General features: G+C 59.5%; 17 protein-coding genes. 5 read left to right on the top strand and 12 right to left on the bottom strand.

From position 1 onward, the window contains the following. Positions 1-91 precede the first annotated feature (91 nt). The 4 genes from AAC01S_RS09830 to AAC01S_RS09845 are packed head-to-tail and all read right to left on the bottom strand — an operon-like array spanning position 92 to position 8,768. Positions 92-700 carry an SAM-dependent methyltransferase gene (locus tag AAC01S_RS09830; protein WP_067621524.1) on the bottom strand — a complete coding sequence of 203 codons (609 nt, stop codon included), beginning with the start codon at positions 698-700 and terminating at the stop codon, positions 92-94. Positions 701-754: 54 nt separating this feature from the next. Beyond that, on the bottom strand, positions 755-1,279 hold the full coding sequence (locus tag AAC01S_RS09835; RefSeq protein ID WP_067621525.1) for a YfiT family bacillithiol transferase: 525 nt from the start codon (positions 1,277-1,279) through the stop codon (positions 755-757). Positions 1,280-1,329: 50 nt separating this feature from the next. Next, a complete protein-coding gene (gene addA, locus AAC01S_RS09840) occupies positions 1,330-5,115 on the bottom strand; it encodes a helicase-exonuclease AddAB subunit AddA (protein ID WP_067621526.1) in 3,786 nt (1,261 codons plus the stop codon). Further along, positions 5,112-8,768 (bottom strand): PD-(D/E)XK nuclease family protein, encoded by a 3,657-nt coding sequence (locus AAC01S_RS09845; RefSeq protein ID WP_067621527.1) that lies wholly within the window; start codon positions 8,766-8,768, stop codon positions 5,112-5,114. The genes addA and AAC01S_RS09845 overlap by 4 nt, the downstream gene beginning before the upstream one ends. Positions 8,769-8,905: 137 nt before the next feature. Between AAC01S_RS09845 and AAC01S_RS09850 the strand changes: the two genes are divergently transcribed. Beyond that, positions 8,906-10,123, top strand: a complete 1,218-nt coding sequence (locus tag AAC01S_RS09850) for an MFS transporter (protein WP_245630157.1) — start codon at positions 8,906-8,908, stop codon at positions 10,121-10,123. Between the two features lie 9 nt (positions 10,124-10,132). On the opposite strand, the gene lepB is transcribed toward AAC01S_RS09850, so the two are convergent. The 7 genes from lepB to AAC01S_RS09885 all read right to left on the bottom strand — a co-directional run bounded on the left by lepB (position 10,133) and on the right by AAC01S_RS09885 (position 15,046). Further along, positions 10,133-10,669, bottom strand: a complete 537-nt coding sequence (lepB, locus tag AAC01S_RS09855; RefSeq protein ID WP_067621529.1) for a signal peptidase I — start codon at positions 10,667-10,669, stop codon at positions 10,133-10,135. Between the two features lie 54 nt (positions 10,670-10,723). Beyond that, positions 10,724-11,710 (bottom strand): tRNA dihydrouridine synthase DusB, encoded by a 987-nt coding sequence (gene dusB / locus AAC01S_RS09860; RefSeq protein ID WP_067621530.1) that lies wholly within the window; start codon positions 11,708-11,710, stop codon positions 10,724-10,726. A gap of 118 nt (positions 11,711-11,828) precedes the next feature. Continuing rightward, complete coding sequence (locus tag AAC01S_RS09865) at positions 11,829-12,059, bottom strand: NINE protein (RefSeq protein ID WP_067621531.1); 231 nt, start codon at positions 12,057-12,059, stop codon at positions 11,829-11,831. A 98-nt stretch (positions 12,060-12,157) separates the two neighbouring features. Further along, positions 12,158-13,045 carry a D-alanyl-D-alanine carboxypeptidase family protein gene (locus AAC01S_RS09870; protein WP_245630158.1) on the bottom strand — a complete coding sequence of 296 codons (888 nt, stop codon included), beginning with the start codon at positions 13,043-13,045 and terminating at the stop codon, positions 12,158-12,160. 56 nt (positions 13,046-13,101) lie between these two features. Then, positions 13,102-13,791, bottom strand: coding sequence for a metal-dependent transcriptional regulator (locus AAC01S_RS09875; RefSeq protein ID WP_067621532.1), 690 nt, complete (start codon positions 13,789-13,791; stop codon positions 13,102-13,104). Beyond that, positions 13,788-14,471 (bottom strand): fumarylacetoacetate hydrolase family protein, encoded by a 684-nt coding sequence (locus AAC01S_RS09880; RefSeq protein ID WP_306307175.1) that lies wholly within the window; start codon positions 14,469-14,471, stop codon positions 13,788-13,790. Before AAC01S_RS09880 ends, AAC01S_RS09875 begins: the two co-directional genes overlap by 4 nt. Before the next feature lie 158 nt (positions 14,472-14,629). After that, on the bottom strand, positions 14,630-15,046 hold the full coding sequence (locus AAC01S_RS09885) for a BrxA/BrxB family bacilliredoxin (RefSeq protein WP_067621551.1): 417 nt from the start codon (positions 15,044-15,046) through the stop codon (positions 14,630-14,632). A 256-nt stretch (positions 15,047-15,302) separates the two neighbouring features. On the opposite strand from AAC01S_RS09885, the gene hemE reads away from it, so the two are divergent. The 3 genes from hemE to hemG all read left to right on the top strand — a co-directional run bounded on the left by hemE (position 15,303) and on the right by hemG (position 18,832). After that, positions 15,303-16,361, top strand: a complete 1,059-nt coding sequence (gene hemE / locus AAC01S_RS09890; RefSeq protein ID WP_067621534.1) for a uroporphyrinogen decarboxylase — start codon at positions 15,303-15,305, stop codon at positions 16,359-16,361. A gap of 73 nt (positions 16,362-16,434) precedes the next feature. Continuing rightward, positions 16,435-17,355 carry a ferrochelatase gene (gene hemH, locus AAC01S_RS09895; RefSeq protein ID WP_067621535.1) on the top strand — a complete coding sequence of 307 codons (921 nt, stop codon included), beginning with the start codon at positions 16,435-16,437 and terminating at the stop codon, positions 17,353-17,355. A gap of 13 nt (positions 17,356-17,368) precedes the next feature. Then, entirely contained in the window at positions 17,369-18,832 is a 1,464-nt protein-coding gene (gene hemG / locus AAC01S_RS09900) for a protoporphyrinogen oxidase (protein ID WP_067621536.1), read from the top strand. Here the strand turns inward: hemG and AAC01S_RS09905 are convergent. Continuing rightward, the gene (locus AAC01S_RS09905) at positions 18,823-20,121 is read right to left on the bottom strand and encodes a WD40/YVTN/BNR-like repeat-containing protein (protein WP_067621537.1); all 1,299 of its coding nucleotides are present in this window, start codon (positions 20,119-20,121) and stop codon (positions 18,823-18,825) included. The genes hemG and AAC01S_RS09905 overlap by 10 nt on opposite strands. A 475-nt stretch (positions 20,122-20,596) precedes the next feature. On the opposite strand from AAC01S_RS09905, the gene abc-f reads away from it, so the two are divergent. Further along, on the top strand, positions 20,597-22,450 hold the full coding sequence (gene abc-f / locus AAC01S_RS09910) for a ribosomal protection-like ABC-F family protein (RefSeq protein WP_067621538.1): 1,854 nt from the start codon (positions 20,597-20,599) through the stop codon (positions 22,448-22,450). Positions 22,451-22,470: the final 20 nt, after the last annotated feature.

The following is a 22,470-nucleotide window of genomic DNA, read 5'->3' on the forward strand; positions in this document are numbered from 1 at the left end:
TAGAGTGATGAGACACGAGAGCATGACGCGCGGTCTCCCGCGCGCGGCCATCTTCACATCCGGCACAGCGTGTGGCAGTCCGATCGCTCCCTCAGCGGATCCGCCGCGCGATCAACACGTCCATGGCGTGTTTGTGCGGGACGCCGCTCGAGTTGCAGTCGAAAATGACTTCTTCAAATGCAAGGATCTCCCAGTCCCAATAGTAGCGCAGCAAATCCCCGGACCTGTAGAAGTATTCGTCTGTGCCCCAGTCGGGCGGCGTCTCGAGGAACGGCTTCTCGACGAACGCGTTGAACACGTTGAGGCCGCCGACGCGGGTGCACGCCTTGTAGTTTTCAAACTTCTCGTCCCGTCGCTGCGGATGCAGGTACGTCAATGCACCACTGGAATAGACCATGTCGTACATCTCCGACAGGGCGAAATCGTCGAGGTGTGCGTGGATCGTGGTGATCGCGAGGCCCTCCTCGGCCGCCCAGCGTTCAGCTTTCTCGAGGCCAGGCAACGAGACGTCGACACCGACCGAACGGAAGCCATGCTTCGCAAAGTGAATCATATCTTTGCCTTCGCCGCAGCCGAGATCGATCACGTTTCCACCTCGAAGCCCGCAAGCATCGATGGCCATCCGACACAACTCGTTTGGTTCCTTGCCCCAATAGAATTCTGGCTTCCTGTACACTTCGTCGTACGTCTCCATGGACATGCGCCTCAACTCCTGTAATCGTACATTTCTCACATGCGTGGGGAAGCTTACGGTCTACCACCCCATGCGTGCCCGCAAACCTGTGATTTGTGCAAGATGGTGACGCCCATGCCAAGCAAACATCTGAATCGCACGTTCCAATGTCACACGGCCATGTGTGGGACTGACGAAGGTGCGGGCGAGATCGACAGGCTTGAGTTGTCGTACCAGTATCGCGAACCGTGTGCGCAGGGCTTCAAGCAACAGGATGGACGTCTCTGCAGGGGTCTCCCGGCTATCGCTCAACTCAGCCCACAAATCTTGTCGGTACGTGCCTGCGTTGGGATCTTCCTCGGTCAAAGCCCGTTTGAAGCGAACATATGCATGCACGTCGTTGTCCGCCAAATGGTGAACGACCTGCTGTACGGTCCAGCCCCCCGGACGGTAAGGCGTCGCCAACTGCTCCGCTGTCAGGCCGTGAATTGCCTCTCGCAAGGCTTGCGGCAACGCCAAAATCGTCTGCAGCCATTCTTCTCGCTGATCCACTGTCGATCCGTCGGCCGGCACAAACCGTCCAATCGGATAGCGAAGCTCGTCCATCTCGATTTCCTCCCGACTCTGAAGGGAATGCGCGGCGAATTCACAAATGATCACTCCCGCTCGTTCAATCGCGTTCGATCCCGATGAATCAACCGCAGAAACACGTCAGCCAAGTTCATGGGCCGGACGGTGACGGCCCTGGCCGGACGGACGAAGTACAGGTAGGCAATCGCTGGCTTGTCGGCCGTGATCGGAGCCAACGCCGCCAAATAGGTTGCCACCTGGGCTTCGTACTCGCGCGCCATGCTTGCGACACCAGCTTCGTCGACCCGATCCGTCTTGTAATCGACGACGACCCAGCCGTCCTCTTCCTCGAACAGACAGTCGATGACGCCCTGCGCAATCACCGATACCGACTTTCCGCCTTCCTCGGCCGGCACGTCGATCCGGTGAAAGAACGGCTGCTCCCTCACCATCCGCAGGGCTTTCTGCATCCGTCTGCCAAGCGGTGATTCGAGAAACGCCGCGACGTCTTCCAATTGGACGGCGGCGGCGAGATCGGGCGAAAGCTGTCCGATTTCGACCAGTCGATCTCGCTCGTCCATGAGCGCAGCCAGACTCGTGGAAGGCGGCCACGCGCACCGCTGCATGAACGTGTGAAACGCGACGCCGCCATCGCGAGGGGTGGCGCCGCCATCGCGTACAAAGACCGGTTCATCGAGCAGCGAAGCGGCTGCGTTCACGTGCAGTCGGCGCACACCGGAGGGCGACGTTGCCACATGCAAGCGACGCATGTCGGTCGCAGTCACCTTGGAGAAGATCATCTCGAAGGCGTCCGGTGTGCGATCGCGAATCTGGACGACGCGCGGGCGGGCGGGATCGAGCGTCAGTTCGCGCAACCGCCGATCCCAGTCGATGCCTGTTCTCGCGTCGCCGAGTTCATCCGAAGAGCCGACGTCCGTCCCGTCATTGCCCGCCTCGTCCGCAAAGACATGCAGTTTCACAGACAAACGGGCCCGATCCGTCTCGAACAGGCGGCCATCGAAGGCGAAACCTCCCGCAAATTCCCGCAGCGCGCGAGCTTGCGGATGGCGAAGAAGGACTGGAAGCATCCAATCGAGATACGTCCTCGCGGCAAAAAAGCGGCTTGTGGCGAGTCGGCGATCCGCCAGGTCATGGGCGTAACAAGCCATCCGAACCTGCTGTTCGAGGTTGCGGCAGGATCCGACCAGGATCAAACGTTCTTTGGCGCGCGTGAACGCGACATACAGGATGCGCGCCTCTTCGGCAAGCGTTTCGCGAGCTTCCGCGTACTGCGCGGCAATCGCGGCCATCGTGCGCCAGCGTTGGCCTGTGGCGGGATCGAACGCGTTCGCGCCGACACCCAGTTTGCGATGCATCGGCAGGTCGTCCGGACGCAGGCGGAATTGCTTGCCGAGATCGATCACGAAGACAATCGGGAATTCCAGCCCTTTGCTGCGGTGAATCGTCATGACCTGCACGCTGTTCGCTTCCGGCGGCGCCGCGAGGCCAACGTCCAGCTCTGCGTCCTCCTGTTCGCGCCATTGCTGCAAAAACGTGAAGAGGCTCGCCATCGGCTCTCGTTCGTCGTGCGCCTGCGCGAATTGCAGCAACTGGGCGACGTTGGCCCGCCGCGCGGCTCCTCTTGGCATGCCGTCGAGATACAGCAGAAGATTCGTGTCGGACAGCAGTTGCAGCAGCAGTTCCCGAACGCCGACGCGTCCCGCCAGCCGACGCCAGCCTTCGAACCGCTCGAGGAACGCGGCGCACGATTCGGCGACCGCGCGATACTCGTGATCTGCCGGGCAGCGGGCGCCCGATTGCACGGCGTGCCAATACGATCCACCCGCAACCAGCCTGACTTGCGCCAGCAAAGTCTCGTCCCAGCCGACGAGCGGAGATCGCAGCAAGGCCACCAGCGCAAGCGAGTCGAGTGGATTGTCGATAGCTCGCAGGGCCTGGATCAGCCACTGAATCTCCATCGCGTCGTAGAAACCCGTCGACGTGTTGCCTGCGGCTGGAATGCCGTGTCGCGCCAACGTGTCGATCACGACATTCAACGCGGCCTTGCCGGACCGCATCAGCACCGCGAAGTCGCCGAAGGCGACGGGCCGACTCTCCCCCCGCTTCGCATCGTAGACGACCGTTTCCTGTGCGAGCATGTCGTGGATCCGCGCGGCCACCAACGCCGCTTCGCGTTCGAGCGCCGTCTCGTCGATCTCGTCGGCCTCTCCATCGCGAAGGCCGCTGTCGTCGGCTGCCCCGCCATCCGAACCCTGATTGTCCTCCGACTCGGGAGCGCCGTTCGCGAAACGAGCGGGATCGCGCTCGAACAGATGCGCTTCGACGACGCACTCGTCGCCTGGAAGCGCCGGGTAGTCTGCCATGCTTCGCATTTCGACGTGTTCATCGTAGGCAAAACCGGTCGTTTCGACGTGAAACAGTTGCCGGAACGAGAAGTTGATGAAATCGACAATCTCGGCGCGACTCCGGTAATTGTCCTGCAAATCGATGCTTTGGCCGCCGTCTCCCCGCGCATATCGTTGATAGCGCGCCAGGAACAGCGACGGTTCCGCCATGCGAAAGCGATAAATGCTCTGTTTCACGTCGCCGACGGCAAACAGGCCGTCCCCGCGACTTGTCAGCAAGTCGACGATGGCGTCCTGAATCGGACTCGTGTCCTGATACTCGTCGACGAAGACATGCGCGTATTTCGCCTGGGCCCTGGCAAGCGCCGTCAAGTCCGAACTGAGAATCTGGTAGGCATCGTGTTCGAGATCGTTGAAATCGAGGACGCCGTCCTCCGCTTTCCGAAGCCGCGCGTGGTCAATCAGCCGTTGGCACAACGACGTCAGCGCGCGAATATGCGGAGCCATGCCAATCAAGTCATCGAGCAGCGCATCGTCTCCGCGCGACAACACGGGCAGCAGCGTCTTTTTGACGATGTCCGTCGCCATTTTGCGCAGCGTTTTGATCTCGTCCGCTTCCCAGCCCTTGTACGAAATGGACGCCGCGCGGCCTTCGAAGAACCGGAGTTCGCGGTCGACGTCCGCCAGATCCGCGCCAGGGCTGTTCAGTCGATCCAGAGCCGCATGCAACGCTGTCAGCGCGTCGCGCAACCATGCGGCGGGTTTGGCGAGTTCGTCCACAGGCTCCGCCAGACGAAGCGCGATTTCGACGGGCGTGACGGCCCGGCTCAGCCAGTCCCCCACCCATTGGCGGAACAGGCCGGCAAACGGCGTGCTTGGGTCAGCCGCGTGAAGCGGATACGCATTCGCGGCCTGGTCCAACCAGTCGACCGGATCGACCTGGGACCTTGCCAATTCGTACAACTGAATCAGCACGCGCGTGAGCGATCTCGCGTCGGTCAGCCGCAGGAAGGTCATCATCTGCCGGACCTCGGTCGCGAACGGCTCCTCGGCGAGCGCCTGTCGGACGGTTTCTTCGGCGAAGCGGCGGAGGGCGACTTTCTGTTCGTTGTCCGCCATCAGCCGAAACCGTGGAGATCGCCCAAGAACCGTGGGATTTTGTTCGATCACGCTAAGACAAAAGCTGTGAATGGTCGAAATCTGCGCCTGCCAAAGCAGGTCCAGTTCGCGGCGAAAGCGGCGCGCAAGCCGTTCGTCGCCAGCCGCCCGAGCGGCTTCGACGGCGGACTCGATTCCGCTCGCGAGCCGTTGTCGCATTTCGCCAGCGGCAGCCTCCGTAAACGTCATGACAAGGAACCGATCCATGGTGAGCCCGTCGTCTTCCCGCAACAGGGAAAGAACGCGTTCGACGAGCACCGCCGTCTTGCCGGACCCGGCCCCCGCCGAAACGACCATGCGTGTACCGCGCAAGCCAATGGCCCGCGCCTGCGTCGGCGACCATTTCATCGCGTGTTTGCCTCCTCTCCCTGATCTCTCCAGGTTTCGCGGGCGTCGAACAACTCGTCGAATCGCCGCGACCGCAAGACGCGGTAGTGCGTCGCATGCAGGCCATGCTCAAACTGGCAAATCGAATTGTAAGAACAGAAGTTGCAGGCCCGATCCGCCCGCTGGCGCAAATACGGGCGGACTGGGACCTTGCCCGTCTTGATATCCGCCGCGAGCTTTTTGATCCTCGCCTGGACGGCCTCAAGGACGTTCGACCACTCCTTCGCGGTCCAGACCTTGGCAGTCTTCAACAGCGATCCGTCCTGCTTGTACACTTCCTTGAACAGCATCGATTGGCGCCGCGGCAAATCGGCATCCATCGCCGCAATCACGGCATCGTCCGCCGCCATGTAGCCTTCGGCGCGGTACACCTTCAACACGTCGTCGTGCGCTTTCGACGCGTCCAGCGGACCATCGAGCAAATCTGGCTGCGTGACCAGCGGCATATAATACACGCCTGCCGGCAGCGCGGGCTTGTCGTCCGACAGCAATTGCCCGACGACTGCCGCGTACGCCAACAGTTGCAACTGCAGGCCGTAATAGATGTTGGTGGGATCCAGCCGCTGGCCGCTGCGCGTCTTGTAGTCGAAGATGCGATACCAGCGAACGTGTTCGGTCTCGAAGACATCGACGCGATCCACCCGCCCTCGCAGTTCGATCTCACTGCCATCGTCGCCCTCGATCCGAAACGCGGGCATATCGTCTTCGCCAAGCCCGAACGACCACTCGAGCGCGTGCGGCCGGAACTGGCTGCGTTCCATTTGCCGCCACAGAATCTCCCCAACCACGTCCACGTAACGGGCGAGATCGCGCGAACGGATCCGCCGCAAGGCATCGGCATCCATCGCCCGATACAGGGGACGGTGAAGCACCTCTTCAAACTTGTCCCGAACGAGCCGTTGGACATCCTCCATGCTCAGGTGCGCGACGTCCTGTTGACTCAATTCCTCGACCATCGCGTAGACCACATCGTGCAACAGGTTGCCGATGTCCTGCGGACGAACGTCGTCGAACGCAATGGGCTCGATCCGGAGCCCGTGGCGGAGGAAGAACGCGTATGGACAAGCGGCGTACGACTCCAGTCGGTTGACGCTCGTCTTGAGTGGAGAGCCAAACAAGGCCGTGGCGATTGGCTCCGGTATCCGTCCGTTCGGCAGCCGGTGGCCAAGCCCGCGCAAGCCCTGGGACCACGCGGCCGCGACGCCTTCATCCTGCTGTGGATGAAGCAGGTACTCCAAGATGTCCTGGACAAGCGGAACGCGCAGTATCTCGTCGGCCCCTTCTGCCGACGTGATGGAGGCCAAGGTTTGAACGAGCAAGGTCAGTGCCTGGCGCGGACGCAGGATTGGCAGGCTTTGATCAGCCGCATGAGCGGGGCCGATGGCCTCCGGTTCGATATGGTCAAACGACCGGTTCAACAATTCGCTGAGATAGGTCAACAGTTGCGCGGGCCGTCGTTCTGCACCGTGTACGAACTTCGCGTAACTGACGACGAGGCGTTCCCTGGCCCGCGTCAGGATGCGATACGGCACAGCCTGCAGCAAGAGAAACGTCTCGCGCTCGGTCCAGCCAAGCGGCGTTCCGAAAATGTGTGAAAACATCTCGCGCTCATCGTCCTGCAGGAGGCCGCTGGCCCGGGCGCGAAGCGGGATCGTCGTATCGTTTGCACCGATGACAAAGACATGCGGTTTCGTCCAGTTTTTCGCATGTTGAAAATCGCATAGAAACACTTGATTGACGCCGCTCGGGATGGTCGACAGGCGTTCGCGGTCAAGCGCTTCGAGGACGAGCCTCAGCGCGTCCAATCGGTCGAGCGGCAGATCGGGATGGACCGTGGCAAGATCGTTCAACAGCGCGACGATCTGACTCCACGCCTGCTCCTCCTGACTCGCGACAAGCGGATTGACTTCGGGGTCCTCACGCACGACCGATATGGCGACCTGAGCCCGGACGTCAAATGCTTCAAACAATCCCCAAACAGCTTGGGCCAGCTGGATCGGCGTGATGGCGGCTTGGCCAGCGGCCGCGAGAAACGGCTCCAGCCGCGCGTACAAGCGGCGACGCAACTTGTCGGCAAATTGATCTTCCGGCGCCACCTCCGAAGTCGCCTCGGATTGCCGCGTCCGTCCGGCAAAAGCCCACGGTTCCGAGGCTTGCCAGACGTCGGCGCCCTGAACGCCGTATTGGCGCAGATAGAGATCCAGCCGATCGCGCTCAGCCAGCGAAAGCTGCACGTAGTCGGTTCGAATGAACGCCGCGGCGGCGTCCACCGACATATCGTCGCGGGCAAGCTTCATGGCGGCCCCGAGAAAGCGGCCGAGCGGATGCGCGCTCAATTTGGGAAACGTGTCGATGGCGTACGGAATCTGCTGCTCGTCGAAGATTTCCGACAGCCGCAGGCCTTCGTCCTCAATCGAAGGACAGACCACGGCGATATCGGAAAACCGAACGCGTTCCAACTCGACCAACGCGGTGATGGCCTTCGCGACCTGGCGAAATTCCGTCTCTTCATCGCGACACGCCCACAGACTGACGCCCGCTCCGGGAACGCTCGGCGGCTGTCCGTGATCGACACCTGCCGTCACACCTGCATCCTCGCGCCGCACGGGCAGACTCTTGCCCTCGCGTATCGCCGTCTCGAGGGCCAGCAGATCGCTGTGCGCAAACCGCCTGGGCTGGTTGAATCGCCGGACTTCGATGGCGACGCCAGCACGCTGCAACACCGCCGACAACTGTGCAAACTGATATTCGCTGCCAAGCCACAGACTGCCGACCTTCTCGCCTGCCTGCAAAGCGTAATCCTGTAACCGCGGAAACGAGGATTGGGCTTCGTGCGGATGGCCCCCGCCGACGCCTGCGTCTGACGCGCTTCCGTCGCGATCGCCAATCACGATCACTTTCCCCCCCGCCGTCGCGATGGCCGACACGAGCCGTATTTGCTGATGCGTGAACGAGGTGAATCCGTCCACCGCGAAATGCGCGTCGGCGATCCACGGAACCTGGTGGACGGTGCTGGCGGCTTCCGTCAGATTGAAGGCGGGATCGAAAAAATTTCGTTCCTCCAGCAGCGCGCGGTAGCGCACATAGAGCGTGCACAAATCGCGCAGTTTGCCAAGCAAGGACGTGCCGGCTTGGCGGCGGAACGGCTGGTCGGATTGCGAGAGGGACAAGGCGGCCGACTCCAAGGCCCCTTGCAATGCGGCGAGATTCACCTCATGCTCCGCGAATTCGTCGAACACGTCGAGGATCATCTCGAAAAATCGTCCATCTGGATTCACTTGCCGGAGCGGCCCCAGGTCGCTCCGCACATCCCGATACGCCGAGCTCAACAGAATCTGCTTGCCGGTGCTGTTCACCGTCGGCCGACTCGGTTGCGCGGCATACGAGCGAATGCGTTCCGCCAATCGCTCGAACGTAATGACCTCTGGGCGCAAAGCCGACGACATCCGCTCCATCAACATCTGTTCGGCCGCGAACGCGGTATCGCTCGGAACCACCCAAAACAGCGGCGCTCCGATGGGCTGCTTGGCCGTTTCTTCAAGAAACGCCTCCACCACTTCATACGATTTCCCCGTTCCGGACGGGCCAATCCAATAGGACACAAGCTGGTTCATAGAAACCTCCTGCAACCTTACATCTGTTTCCTTATTTCGACACGTCGATGGCCGACTCCTGTACCTGGCCGTTTGTCACATGTTGGCCGTCGCCCACATATATCGAGGATATCCCGTGACGAAAGATGGTGAAAAACGTGTCAGACACGATAGTTCAACTCAGCAAACGGGTCTCTCCAGCCCGTATCCTCACCGCTTCGGGATTTGGGCTCTTATTTGACTCGTTCGACGTCGGCATCCTGTCGTACGTGCTGGTCGTGCTGGCGAAAGATTGGAATCTCTCGCACACGACTACCGGATTGATTGGCAGCATGAGCTCACTCGGTATGGCGATTGGCTCCGCGCTCGCCGGGCTGTTTGCGGATCGCTTTGGCCGGAGAACGCTGTTTTTGTTCACGCTGCTCATTTATTCCGTTGCCACAGGCTTGTCCGCGTTTGCCACAGGCATTGGGCTCTTCTTTGTCCTTCGCTTCTTTGTCGGCCTCGGCCTCGGCGGCGAATTGCCCGTGGCCACGACGTACGTGTTGGAGTCCTCGCCGGAAGCCGTTCGCGGTCGCCGCGTCGTCCTGCTCGAATCGTTCTGGGCGGTTGGCTCCTTGGTCGGTGCGCTCGTGTCGTTCTTCGTGCTTCCTTCACTCGGATGGCGAGTCGTGTTCCTGTTGGGCGCAGTCCCTGCCCTTTACTCCATCGTGCTGCGGCTCTCACTGCCGGAGACGCCAAGATTCCAGCATCTCCAGAAGAGGACTTCGATGCTGGAGGCGATGAAGAAGATCTGGGCGCCTGGGATTGCGTCGCGATCTGTCGTGACCTGGATCCTGTGGTTCGTCATGAATTACGCGTACTACGGGCTGTTCCTGTGGCTGCCGTCGGTTCTCTCGGATAAAGGCTACTCACTGGTTCACAGCCTGGGCTACTCGCTGGTCATGACGCTCGCGCAAATTCCCGGTTATCTGACGGCGGCTTGGCTCGTGGAAAAATGGGGACGGAAACGGACGCTGGCGACGGCGATCATTCTGGCCGCGCTGGCCGCGCTCGCGTTCGGATTCGCATGGAATACAGCCAGTCTCTTGATTTTTGGCTTGCTGCTGTCGTACTTCATGCTCGCGGCGTTCGCTGCCACCTATATCTTCACCGTTGAACAGTTCCCAACGGCGTTCCGCGCGACTGGCATGGGCTGGGCGGCAGGGTTCGGCCGCATCGGCAGCGTTCTCGCGCCGTTCATCACGGGTTGGCTGCTCGGCGCAAAGTTGGCGTATGGATGGATCTTCGGGGTGTTTTTCGCCATCCTCATCGTCGGCTTCATTTTCGTCACTGTGCTGGGGCGTGAGACGAAAGGTGCAACGCCCGAAGAATGAGACGGCGGTTTAGAAGTGTTGGGGAATCCGTTTGAACTTGGATAAGGGGAACAAGACAAAATCCGCTTCGCCGACAATGGCCTTGCGAGCCACGTACTTTTGTGCCCAAAACCGACTGTCGTATGACACGGAGCGGTTGTCACCCATCATAAAATAGTGACCCGCTGGAACGCGGTACGTTCCAAACCCCCGCAGATTCGGCTGTGTGATGTCTGGCTCATTCAGCTTCTTGCCGTTCACATACACCGCGTCGTTGGTCACCGTAACGGTGTCGCCAGGGAGACCGACGACGCGTTTCACATACAACTGCGTCGGGTCGTCTGGAAAGTGGAAGACAACCACTTCGCCGCGACGGACGCCGTGAACGTCCAACGCCAGCTTATTGTCCAGAATGTAACATGGGTTGGGAATCGCCAGAACCATGGATGCCGACGGCACATACGCGGCGCTCACCACCCACGCTCGAATGCCAAGCGCAATGCCGATACCAATGACAATCGGAACGACCCAACCAGTCAGCCAGTCCCGCCAACTCAGCCGATTCATGACTTGCCACGTCCTCTTCACAGAGAGCCATCGCCTGCTCGTCGAATGCGGGCGTCACGCGGATCGCATCTGAAGCATCTGTTCGACGTACGACCGCAGCGCGCGTTCCATGCCCTCCATCGTTGTCTGTTGGTTGATCACGGTGCGCATCTCCGCCGATCCCGGCAGTCCCTTGATGTACCACGCCGCGTGCTTTCTCATCTCGCGAACTCCGATGTCTTCTCCCTTGTGATCGACCAGCAAACGCATGTGTCGCAGCGTCACCGCGATGCGCTCCTCCACATCCGGCCCTGCCAGAAACTCGCCTGTCTCCAAATAGTGTGCGATCTCGCGGAAAATCCACGGATTGCCGAGCGCGGCGCGCCCCACCATGACGGCGTCGCAACCCGTTTCCTCAAGCATCCGTTTCGCTTCCAGCGGCCCCGTCACGTCGCCGTTGCCAATCACAGGAATATGGACGGCTTCCTTGACCTTCCGGATGATGGACCAGTCGGCTTGTCCGCTGTACATCTGTTTCGCGGTCCGCCCGTGCACCGCCACCGCCTGTGCTCCGGCTTCCTGAACCGCCAGGGCGACCTCGACGGCATTCACGTGATCATCGTCCCAACCCTTGCGAAATTTCACCGTCACCGGCTTATCCACGTGACTCGCGACGGCGCGGACGATCTCGGCCGCGTATTTGGGATCTCTCGCCAAAGCCGCGCCGCTTCCGTTCTTGTAAATTTTCAAAACGGGGCAGCCCATGTTGATGTCGATCAAATCGGCATTGGTCTCCCCAACCATTTCCGCGGCCTTCTCCATCGAATCCTTATCGTAACCCATCAACTGAAGACTGACCGGATGCTCGTCCGGCAAAATCGTCAACATTCGCTGGGACTTTTCACTGCCGTGAATCAGGGCCTTGTCGCTCACCATTTCGGCGCAAACCATGCCGGCGCCGAGCTCCTTGGCCAAAATGCGAAACGGAGGATTGCACACGCCTGCCATCGGCGCGAGAATGACCGGGTTGTCCAACTGTACGCCGGCAATCTGGACTTTCATAGAAAATACCTCTCTTTGTATCGTAAATTGTGATTTTGTCATGATTCAACTTGATTTGTCCGGCATTTGCGCGAAAGCAAACGACATCTGCATATTATACGGCCGTTCCCAGGTCATATCAACCGCGGTAGCCGCACATGCGGGCGGTGAGGACGAGATCGAGCAGCCACCAAATGCCGACGATGAACAGCAGAATATGTCCAATGAAAATGGCCGCGGTCAAGCCGCCGATGACCGTGCACGCAGCCATCACGAGTCCGCTGAAGACGCGTCCGCAATAGAGCCGATGAATTCCTAGGTAACCCAGAAAGAACCAGAGCACATACGCCAGCGCGATACTCTTGCCCATGTCGCCGCCCCCATTCGCCTGTTGTAATACAGGGTATGAGTGTGCTGCTTGTCAACTTTCGCAGAAATTCGACAGTTGACCATGGGGGCAGGCGAGTCTCAGGCCTCCGATTGTCGATTCGCCCACGCGAGAAGGCGAATTGTCTCGCGGTACATCAAACTTTTACGAGGAGCGCCGAAGACGACGCTGATTCGGATATGTCCATCGTCTTGACGCACAGCCGTCGCCAGACAGTACATGGCCTTCGAAGTGAATCCCGTTTTGCCGCCGATAAATGTGCCAACGGAGGCAGGGGTGCTGTACAACAGTCGGTTGCCGTTGCGAATGGTCTTCCCTGCGACGACGTCAGACTGTGTTTGCATGGCGGTCACGATGCGAGGATAGCGGATCGCCTCTGCGAGAATGAGCGCGATATCCTTTGCGGACGTCGTGTGCGCCTCCTCGTGCAAGCCGTTCGGCGTGACAAATTGCGTGTGTGTACACCCAAGCACGCGCGCTTGTACATTCATCATTCGAGCAAAGCCCATTTGCGAACCGCCGACGGTTTCCGCGACGCCGTAGGCGACGTCGTTGGCGCTTTTCATCAGAATGGCGTTCAAAGCCTGCTCAGCGGTGATGGTCGTACCCGGTTTGACACCGAGGCGCACGCGAGGTTGTCGCGCTGCTGTCGATCCGATGTATACCGGACTGTCGGGATCGAGATGCTGCACGAGCAAGATGGCCGTCATCAGCTTCGTGGTACTTGCTGGATACATCGGCGTGTCGGCATGTTTGTCATACAACACCTTCTTCGTGGTGGCGTCGTAGACAATCGCCGCTTTTGCGTTGACATACGGTCCCTTGTCGGCCGCCATGACAGGCTGGCCCCCGACAAGGCCAAAGACCAGACAAACCGCCGAGATACCTCCAATCACGCCTCGCCAGACGCGAACCTGCATCGCCGATCGAACGCAATATACAAATCTTGAAAGACGCTTTGAAAACAAAAAGTCCACCTCATTCCGCATGACTTCGCGGTTAAGATGGACGAAATGACGTTCTTCTATGCTTCGGTGACCGAGGCAACCGCCTGCTCCGACAAGCGTTTGACCTGAACGCGAGCGGCGATTTCCGCATCGAGCGAAATGCTTTGACCCCTGACAATCACCGGAATGCCCGCTTCAAACTGCTGCTGCGGCTCAACGCGAACGGTTTCCCCAGGCACCAGCCCGTTGCGGTGGAAAAATCGAAGCAACTCCAGATCTTCCTCGGCGACCTCGACGATCCGGATGACCTCGAGCGGTTCGCCAACCGGAGCTTCCGCAAGCGATACACCCTTCGGCTGCTCGAATCCGTTGCCGGGAATCACATTGCCATGAGGGCACGTGGTCGGATGATTGAGCATCTCGTCCAATCTCCCTTCGACGAGCGGCGAGACGCTGTTTTCCAAGCGCGCCGCTTCGACGTGCGCGTCAGCCCAATCCAAGCCCAGAACGTCGGTCAACCACCGTTCCAAGAGCCGGTGTTTGCGGACGATCCCCTCTGCCCTCTGCAGACCCTCAGGCGTGAGCAGAAGTTCTTTCGACTCGCCCGTCTGCACGTAACCCGCACTCATCATGCGCTGGATGGTTTGCGATACCGTCGGGCGCGAGACGCCAAGGTAATCGGCCACTTTCGACGCCAACACCTGTTCGCCTTCCGCACGCAGTACGTAGATTGCTTCGAGATAACTGTCCATCGCGCTTCCGCTCACTCAAGTACCCCCTCGATATTGGCCTGCCCCATCTGAAACAGGGCGATGTCTTCCCCGTTCAGGCGCATGACGACGTCGTCCCCCGCCTTCAGCGGACCGACGCCTGCAGGCGTTCCTGTGAACAGAATGTCGCCTGGCCGCAATCCGAAATGTCGGGCGCAGTAATCAATCAGCGTGTCGAAGGAGAAGACCATGTCCCGCGGCTCACCGACTTGGCGGGACGAACCGTTGACGAGCAGTTCGAACGTCGATCTCTGTACATCGTCAAACGTGTCAAACCGATAGAAATCGCTCAGAATCGCGGATCGAACGAAGCTCTTGGCGAACTCCCAGGGATGACCTTTCTCTTTCAGGCGAGACTGTGCTTCGCGATCCGTGAGATCGAGCCCCAGCGCGATTGCGCCAACGACCTCTTCCGCACGGCTCCCGGCGGCAGCGGGTTTGTCTATGTACAGCACGATCTCCAATTCGTGGTGCACGACGCTCCGCTGAGGCGGCAACAGAACGGTGCCGGCAGCGGCGGCCAAAGCGTGTGTGAATTTGCCGAAGATCATCGGTTCCGTGGGAACGGAATTGCCGAGTTCACTCGCGTGATCGCGATAATTGCGTCCCACACACAGAATGTTCCGGACATCTGGCAAGACGGCTTGTACTGGCCGCCAAAGCGTGAAATTCTCCATCATCGACCGCTCCTCAAGCTTATTAATTCCATCTTACCATGCCGTTCAACCCATGCACCGACGAAATGGGCTGCCCCGCATGGCCAAAGCCACGCAGGACAGCCCATTGTCTTCCGGCAAAGGACAAACCGCCTGAAGAACCACCCAAGGTGTCGTTGTTACTTCTTCACAGGGTCACAGTACTTGTCAAACAAGGACATCAACTTGCCCGCAACGATGTCTGCGCGAGATCCTTCGATGTCGTGGCGATGCAGCACTCCGACCAATTCCCCGTCCTTAAATAAGAAGAAGGACGGCGACGAGGGCGGCATGTTGGTGAAAAATTCACGCGCACGCGCGGTTGCCTCTTTATCCTGACCGGCAAACACGGTCACGAGACGATCCGGACGATGGTCGTTCTCGAGCGCCATCGCGACCGCCGGACGAGCGATGCCGCCTGCGCATCCGCATACCGAATTGACAACGAAGAACGTCGTCCCGGTCTTTTCCGCCATCACTTCGTCGACTTCTTCAGCCGTACGAAGCTCGCGGAAACCTATATCAGTCAGCTCGTCACGCATCGGTTGAATCATCATTTGGTAGAAATCCAGTTCCAAACTCACGAGCGTTCCCTCCTCTTTACCTTATGGTTCACTATTATACGCTTTGGCAAACGCAAATGACAGTTTCACGAACTCCTTCTTACAAATTGTTAGCACAATGGGTTCTAGCATTGCAAGCAGGCGAACGAAATGGGTATAACTGTAGGGGTAGTGATTACGGGGACGCCCGTCGCGCGGCGGTTCACGGAGGCCCATCCGGCCTGACCTCGCACAGCGCGGCTTCAACTGGGTGTCGAATGGAGCAACGGCATTGTTGAATGACCTATTTTTGAGAGCCTGCAACATGGAAACGACGGCGACGGTGCCCGTGTGGTTCATGCGCCAGGCCGGAAGGTACGATGCGGACTATCGAGCGATCCGGCAAAAGTACACACTGGTGGAGATTTGCGAGCATCCTGAAGTTTGCGTCGAAGTGACCAAAATGCCCGTTGACAAGCTCGGTGTCGATGCGGCGATTCTCTTTTCCGATATTATGGTTCCCGTCGGGGCCATGGGACTGCCTTTTGTGATCAAGGAGCACGTTGGCCCCGTGATCGACACGCCCATCAAGTCAGAGGCCGACGTGGATCGGTTGCGCCTGTTTGACGCGGAGGAATCCCTGCCTCATGTGATGCAGAGCATCCGCATGCTGAAACGCGAATTGTCCGTTCCTCTCATTGGCTTCATGGGCGGGCCGTTCACACTCGCCAGCTACATGATTGAGGGCAGTCCATCGCGCGATTATCTGAACACGAAGACGATGATGGCGGCGCGGCCCGACTTGTGGGCGAAGTTGATGGACAAGCTGGCGGACATGGTGATTGCCTATGGCAAAGCCCAAGTTGCCGCGGGCGCGGCAGCTTTGCAAATGTTCGACTCATGGGTGGGCAGCTTGGCCGTGCCGCAATTCAGGCAGAGCGTCAAGCCAGTAGTGACGAGGATTTTTCAAGAACTTCGCGAACTCGGCGTACCGCTCATCTACTTCGGTGTCAACACGGGAGAATTGCTTGGCGATTTCGCCGAGACTGGCGCGACCGTCATCGGCGTCGATTGGCGCGTACCGCTGTCTGTCGCCCGCCAACGCGTCGGCCAAGCCGTCGCACTGCAAGGGAATTTCGATCCCGCCATGCTGTATGCCCCGAACGACGTGATCGAACGGATTGCCTTGGACATTCTGGCTGAAGGCACAGAACAGCCCGGCTATATCTTCAATTTGGGCCACGGCGTCAAGCCCACGACAGACATCGGTGTGCTCAAACACTTGGTGGACATCGTGCACGCGTACAAGCCAGGCAGTGCACACAGTTGATTGGACGGCCGATCCAGCCTCAACGGTCTCAACGGAACGCTGGATCGCTTATTTTGTGCTAGGAGGATGACCGATGACCAAGCCGCTTGGACTGCTTGTCATGGCCTACGGGACACCGCGCAGTTTAGACGAAGTACTGCCATATTACACGGACATTCGCAGAGGCAGGCCGCCATCCGAAGAACAATTGAACGATCTCGTGAGGCGCTATCAGGCGATTGGCGGCGTGTCGCCGCTCGCGGAAATCACCACACGCCAAGCCGAGGGTCTGGCCAGGATATTGAACGAGGACGGCGGCCGACCTGTTCAAATGTACCAAGGGATGAAACACACTCGCCCTTTTATTGCCGACGCCGTGGAGCAGATGGTGAAGGACGGGATCGAAGAGGCGATTGGCATCGTTCTGGCTCCGCACTACTCGACGATGAGCATCGGGACGTACCACAGCAAAGTGCGCGAGACGGCGGAGCAGTTCGGCGGCCCCAGGTTTAAGCTAATCAATGAGTGGCACATGGAACCGACCTTTCTGGACGTGCTCACGCAGCGCGTGGACGAGGCGTTGACCAAGTGCGCCAACCGGGATGAAGCGATGGTCGTATTCTCCGCGCACTCGCTGCCGGAACGCATCCTTCAAATGAACGATCCGTATGTGGATCAACTCCACGAATCCGGGAACGAAGTCGCCCGGCGGCTGAATTTGAAACATTTCACATTCGGCTGGCAAAGCGCGGGCCGGACAAACGAACCATGGCTGGGGCCCGATATCCTCGATCTGCTCCGAGATCTGAAGAAGCAGGGATTTGCCGAGATCGTGTCGTGCTCGCAAGGTTTCGTGGCGGATCATCTGGAAGTGCTGTACGACATCGACATCGAAGCGCAGCAGGTCGCCAAGGAACTCGGCGTACACCTCGTGCGCACCCGTCAGATGAACGACGATCCGGCCTTCCTGAAGGCCTTGGCCAACGTGGTAAGGCGGATCGAACGCGAGGAATGAAGGGGGACGTCCCATGCCAAACACGCGTGTTGCGATTATCGGCGGCGGCATTACCGGTCTCTCGGCTGCGAAACGGCTGATCGACGAAACCAAGGCGTCCGGTGAACGCCCCGCCATCACGCTGTACGAAGCGGACAAGCGGCTCGGCGGCAAGATTCGGACATACCGCGAAGGCGGCTTCACGCTCGAAGCCGGCCCAGATTCGATGTTGGCTCGCAAGCCATCTGGGATGCGGCTGCTGCGGGAACTGGGCATGGAATCGGACATCGTCTACATGAACAGCGCGGCATCCCGCACATTCATCGTTCGAAACCGCCGTCTCGAACCGATGCCGCTCGGCAGCTTCATGGGCCTTCCCGGCGCGCTGCAACCGTTTTTACGAAACACCGTGCTCTCGTCCTCGGGCAAACTGCGCGCCTTGTTCGATCTCGTTCTTCCCCCAAGCGACCTCAGCCACGACGTGTCGCTCGGCCATTTTCTGCGCGAACGCTTGGGCGACGAGTGGACGAACTATCTTGGCGAACCGATGCTGGCCGGCATTTACGCCGGCGAGATCGACAACCTCAGCTTGTTCGCCACCTGGGGCCAGTTCGCGGAACTCGCCAGGAAACACCGAAGCCTCATCCTAGGCGCTCGGGATGCCAAGCGTCGGCAGGAGACGAACGCCACGGGACTGTCTGGGCGAAGCGCCTTCGTCACGGTGCGCGGCGGACTGGAAAGCGTGATCGAACGATTGGCCACGTTCGTCGGACCCTACACCGAGTTTCGGATGGGCTCTGCGGTCGAACGGATCCGCCAAACTCCGGGTGGTTTCGAGATTGTGTCGCGAACGGGCGCAGACACGGAGCGCGCGATCTACGACAGCGTCATCCTCGCCGTGCCGGTCAAGCAGTTGAATTCGCTGCTCGGCGATATCGCAGGCTCTGCCTCGCTGACGCTCGACGTACCGTACAACTCGACGGCGACCATCGCGCTCAATTACCGAAGCGAGGACGTCCACGTCGACCTCAGCCAGGCATCGGGCTTTCTCGTGCCGCGCGACGAGGGCATCGCGATGACAGCCAGCACATGGCTGTCGAGCAAGTGGCCGCACACGACTCCTGCAGGGAATATCGTGCTGCGCTGCTATGTCGGCCGAGCCGGGCAGGACACGTACCTGAGCCTCGACGACGAAGAGTTGGCGGACGTGGTGGCCAAGGAAGTGACCGAAATCGTTGGTATTCAGGCACGCCCCACATTCCACAAGGTGACGCGGTGGAACGAATCGATGCCGAACTACCGCATCGGACATCTCCATCGGGTGGCGGCATTTCGCCAGTCGCTGCAGGCGCAGGCGCCCGGGGTTGCCGTCGCTGGAGCAGGACTGGACGGTCTCGGGCTGCCCGACTGCATTATTCAAGGCGAACGTGCCGCAGATGAGGCCCTGGCATACGTGCGCAGCAAACGCATTCGCGACAAAGCTGCTGGTCAGCCGTGATCGGCTGGAACCCATCCACCCGTATCGTCCGTGCGGAACAGCACGGACTGGGTGTGATCGCGGGAACCGAGCAGCATGTAGCCAATCCCCTCCGTCAGGAAGTCGATGCCGAGCACACACGGGTATTTCTGCAAGGCCGTCTCCAGCGAGTTCGAATGCTCCCAGCGCCAACTGTCCCCTGAATCGGTCGTTCTGAGCAGGCGATCGCGACTCACCGCAAAGCCATTATCCGGATTGATGAAGACGGCTGGCGCGCCCTCGACGTTCGCCTGCGCCTGATCCAACCGATCCACCAGTTGCCCAGCGAACGTCTTACCGCCGTCCCGAGAGCGGAACACGACCACGCGGTTGTCTGCTGCACCTTGGCGATTCGCTTGGAATACGGCGACGAACGTCCCTTCGCTGCCAAGCCGGACTGGGGCGTACACCCGCACGGCTGGAAGCGCCCCGAGTGGTTTCGGTGCGTGCAGAAGTCTCGACGTCCACGTGCTCCCGCCGTCGTTGGTTTGGCACAGGTACAATTGCCCTGTCGGCGAAATGGCTGCCATCCACCCCTGCTTGTCGTTGTTGAAGGTCCATGCCCCGTCGATTACGCCGCCCTTGCCGTTGTCGATCACGCCCGTTCGCATCGAAGCGACCGTGGCCTGATTGGACCGACTGATGAGGTGGAGGAAACGCGTCTCACCCTGATTCCCCGTTCCTCGAGTCAGCCACAGCCACGCGTCCGAGCGGCTCGGCTGGCTGACACTGACCAACTGATATCCGGTGCGTCCGAGATTGCTTTTCGATACGATCCAGTGTTGCCCGGCGTCCGCCGAGCGGCACGCGACGAGCGTCTGACCCTGTATGCCGTACACAAAGATGCTGTCCGGACCAACGATTTGCACATTCGGATTTTCCGACCAACCGCTGCCGGTTGTTCCATCCGCAGTGGTGAATGTCACGGGCAGCGAAATGGTACTCCAGGCACCGCCTTCATTCGAAGTCCTTTGCATGGCGAAGCGGCCGTTCATATATCCCCAGCGATAGCCTTCCGACGCGTTTGCCATCTCAAAGTGATACCAGGCGTTGGAACGCTGCCAAGCCGCAAACGACGTCAAGGCCGGAATCGCTGTTTGATACGGCTCTTGAACCATCGCTCCGTCAGGCGCGTGGCTTGGGCGCACCGACGTTTCCGGCTTGGATACCATCGATCCGGCGGCCCCATTGGTATTGGATACGTTACAACCGCCTAGGCAAACTGTCAGCGCCATGGCGGATGCCAACGAAATGGCAGTCAATCTGCGCATGCGATGCCCTCCTCTGCCGAAGCCTTCGTTTGACGTTAGCTTGGCTTTTGCGAGGAAACGGCATGCATCGGCGAAAACTTCTGTCTTGCCTGATGAAGATTCGCATGGTACTTTGAATACGACGACATTCCAGTACGTGGAGGTATCCAGATACATCACGATGAAGACCACCCGTTTGTAATCAACCACAACGCAATAGGACTATAGGGCCTCGTGGAAGATGCAAATCGGGATGATCTGTCTATTTGTGGTGTTGGATATCGAAAGGCTGGCGGGATATCGCCAACGACCGTTTCACAGCCTCTTCCTGCGCTGTGGATCGCCAAGCGAATCGCGACAGCCATCTCGAAGACACATCGAAATCGACATGTTCAACCGCAGGCCTAGGCCTGCGGTTTTTCGTTCTGCGGCCTGCGAATCACCCGCGGCCATTACACATGGAATCTCCCGAGGCCGATCATTTGGGGGAATCGGCATGGCATTTGTCATTCGCGTTCAGGATGTGGCGAAGGAATGGGAAGGAAAGCGGCTCTTTGAGCATATATCGATGGATATTGCCGAAGGTGAGCGCGTTGCGTTGTTTGGGGCCAACGGGATCGGCAAAACGACGTTCATCCGGGGATTGATGAACGACATCACGTTTGACAGCGGCAAGGTGTGGCGGCGCGATCCGATTGCAGAATGGGGCTGGCTCCGACAACAAATCTCGGTGGCGCAAGATTCCACCTTGCGCGCGTTTGTGCAGTCTGGGCAGCCCGGGCTCGACGGAATTCGCAAAGACATGGAACGACTGCAGCGGGTTTTGCGCGAGATGTCGTCTGCCAATCTCGACCAAAACGTCGTCGCCGCGTACGGCGAGGCGATGGAACAGTACATCGCGCGAAACGGCTACGACTGGGAAGTCGAAGTCGAGCAGACGCTGAGCCGCCTCGGCTTTCGAAAGGATCAATGCGATACGCCGTACCACCTGCTCAGCGGCGGCGAAAAGACGCGCGCTCAACTGGCTCGTCTGATCGTGTCGAATCCAAGGTTCCTCATTTTGGATGAACCGACCAACCATCTTGACACGGAAACGCTGGAGTGGCTGGAGGATTGGCTCAAGCAGTACCAGGGTGCTGTTCTGTTCGTATCCCACGATCGTCAGTTCATCGACGACGTGGCCCATGCGGTCGTCGAGCTCACGGCCAACGGTATGAAGCGATATGTGGGTGGATACACGTCCTTTCGGGCCCAGCGCAATCTCGAGATCCAGTCGCAAACCGCCTTGTACGAGAAACAGGTGAGAGAAAAGAAGCATCTGCTCGAGGCCATTCGGCGCTACCAACAGTGGTATGCGCAAGCGCACGAAGCCGCCGGGATCGATTTTCATCTGCGCAAGAAAGCGGAAAAGAACTCGACTCGCCTCAAAGCCAAGGAGAAAGCGTTGGCGCGATTGGAAAGGGAGATGGTCGACAGGCCGCAATCAGGGCCATCGCTTCGACTCGATTTTGCGGACGGCGAGTTATCGGCGAAGACGCTGATTCGGTTCGACGAGGTCGCATTCGGATACGGATCGACAGCACTGTTTCAACACCTCAGCCTCGATGTGCGCCGCGGCGACAAGATCTCGGTCATCGGCCGAAACGGCACTGGCAAGTCGACACTGCTGAAACTGCTCACCAGCCGCCTGGCGCCAAACCGGGGCCGGGTGTACCAGCACCCCGCGCTGCAAATCGGCTACTTCGCGCAGGAACTGGACGATCTCGACCTTGAGCAGACCGTTCTCGACACAATCCTCGCGATGGACGGCATGACGCTGTCCCACGCGCGCACCGTGCTGGCGGGATTTCTCTTCAGACAGGACGACGTCTTCAAGCGAATCGCCGATCTGAGCATGGGCGAACGCTGCCGCGTCGCCTTCGTCAAGCTGTATTTTTCAAAAGCCAATCTGCTCGTGCTCGACGAGCCGACAAATTACCTCGACATCGACGCGCGCGAACGGATTGAGGAGGCGCTCGCGGCTCGGCCCGGCGCCTTGCTGATAGTGTCGCACGATCGCTTTCTGACCAAGCGGATCGCCAACCGCATCTGGCATCTGACAAGGTCGCCGCAAGCTTGCGCGACAACGGTGCAGGCGTTTGACGGCTCGTACGAAAGTTGGCTGGCCAGACGCAGTCAGTCTCGCGATATCCCGACGCACGTGCACAATCAGATTCACCAGTTGGAATATCGATTGGCGCAGGCTGTCGCGGCTGAAGTGTCCAGCGAGATCGAGCAACGTGCACTGGCGGCTGAAATTTCGCGAATCAGCCGGGTGTTGGCCGAATTAAAGCAGCAGTGGGAAGTGTAAACAGAAGCTGGCGTGCCTGC

This window comes from Alicyclobacillus acidiphilus NBRC 100859, assembly GCF_001544355.1.
Lineage (GTDB): Bacteria > Bacillota > Bacilli > Alicyclobacillales > Alicyclobacillaceae > Alicyclobacillus > Alicyclobacillus acidiphilus.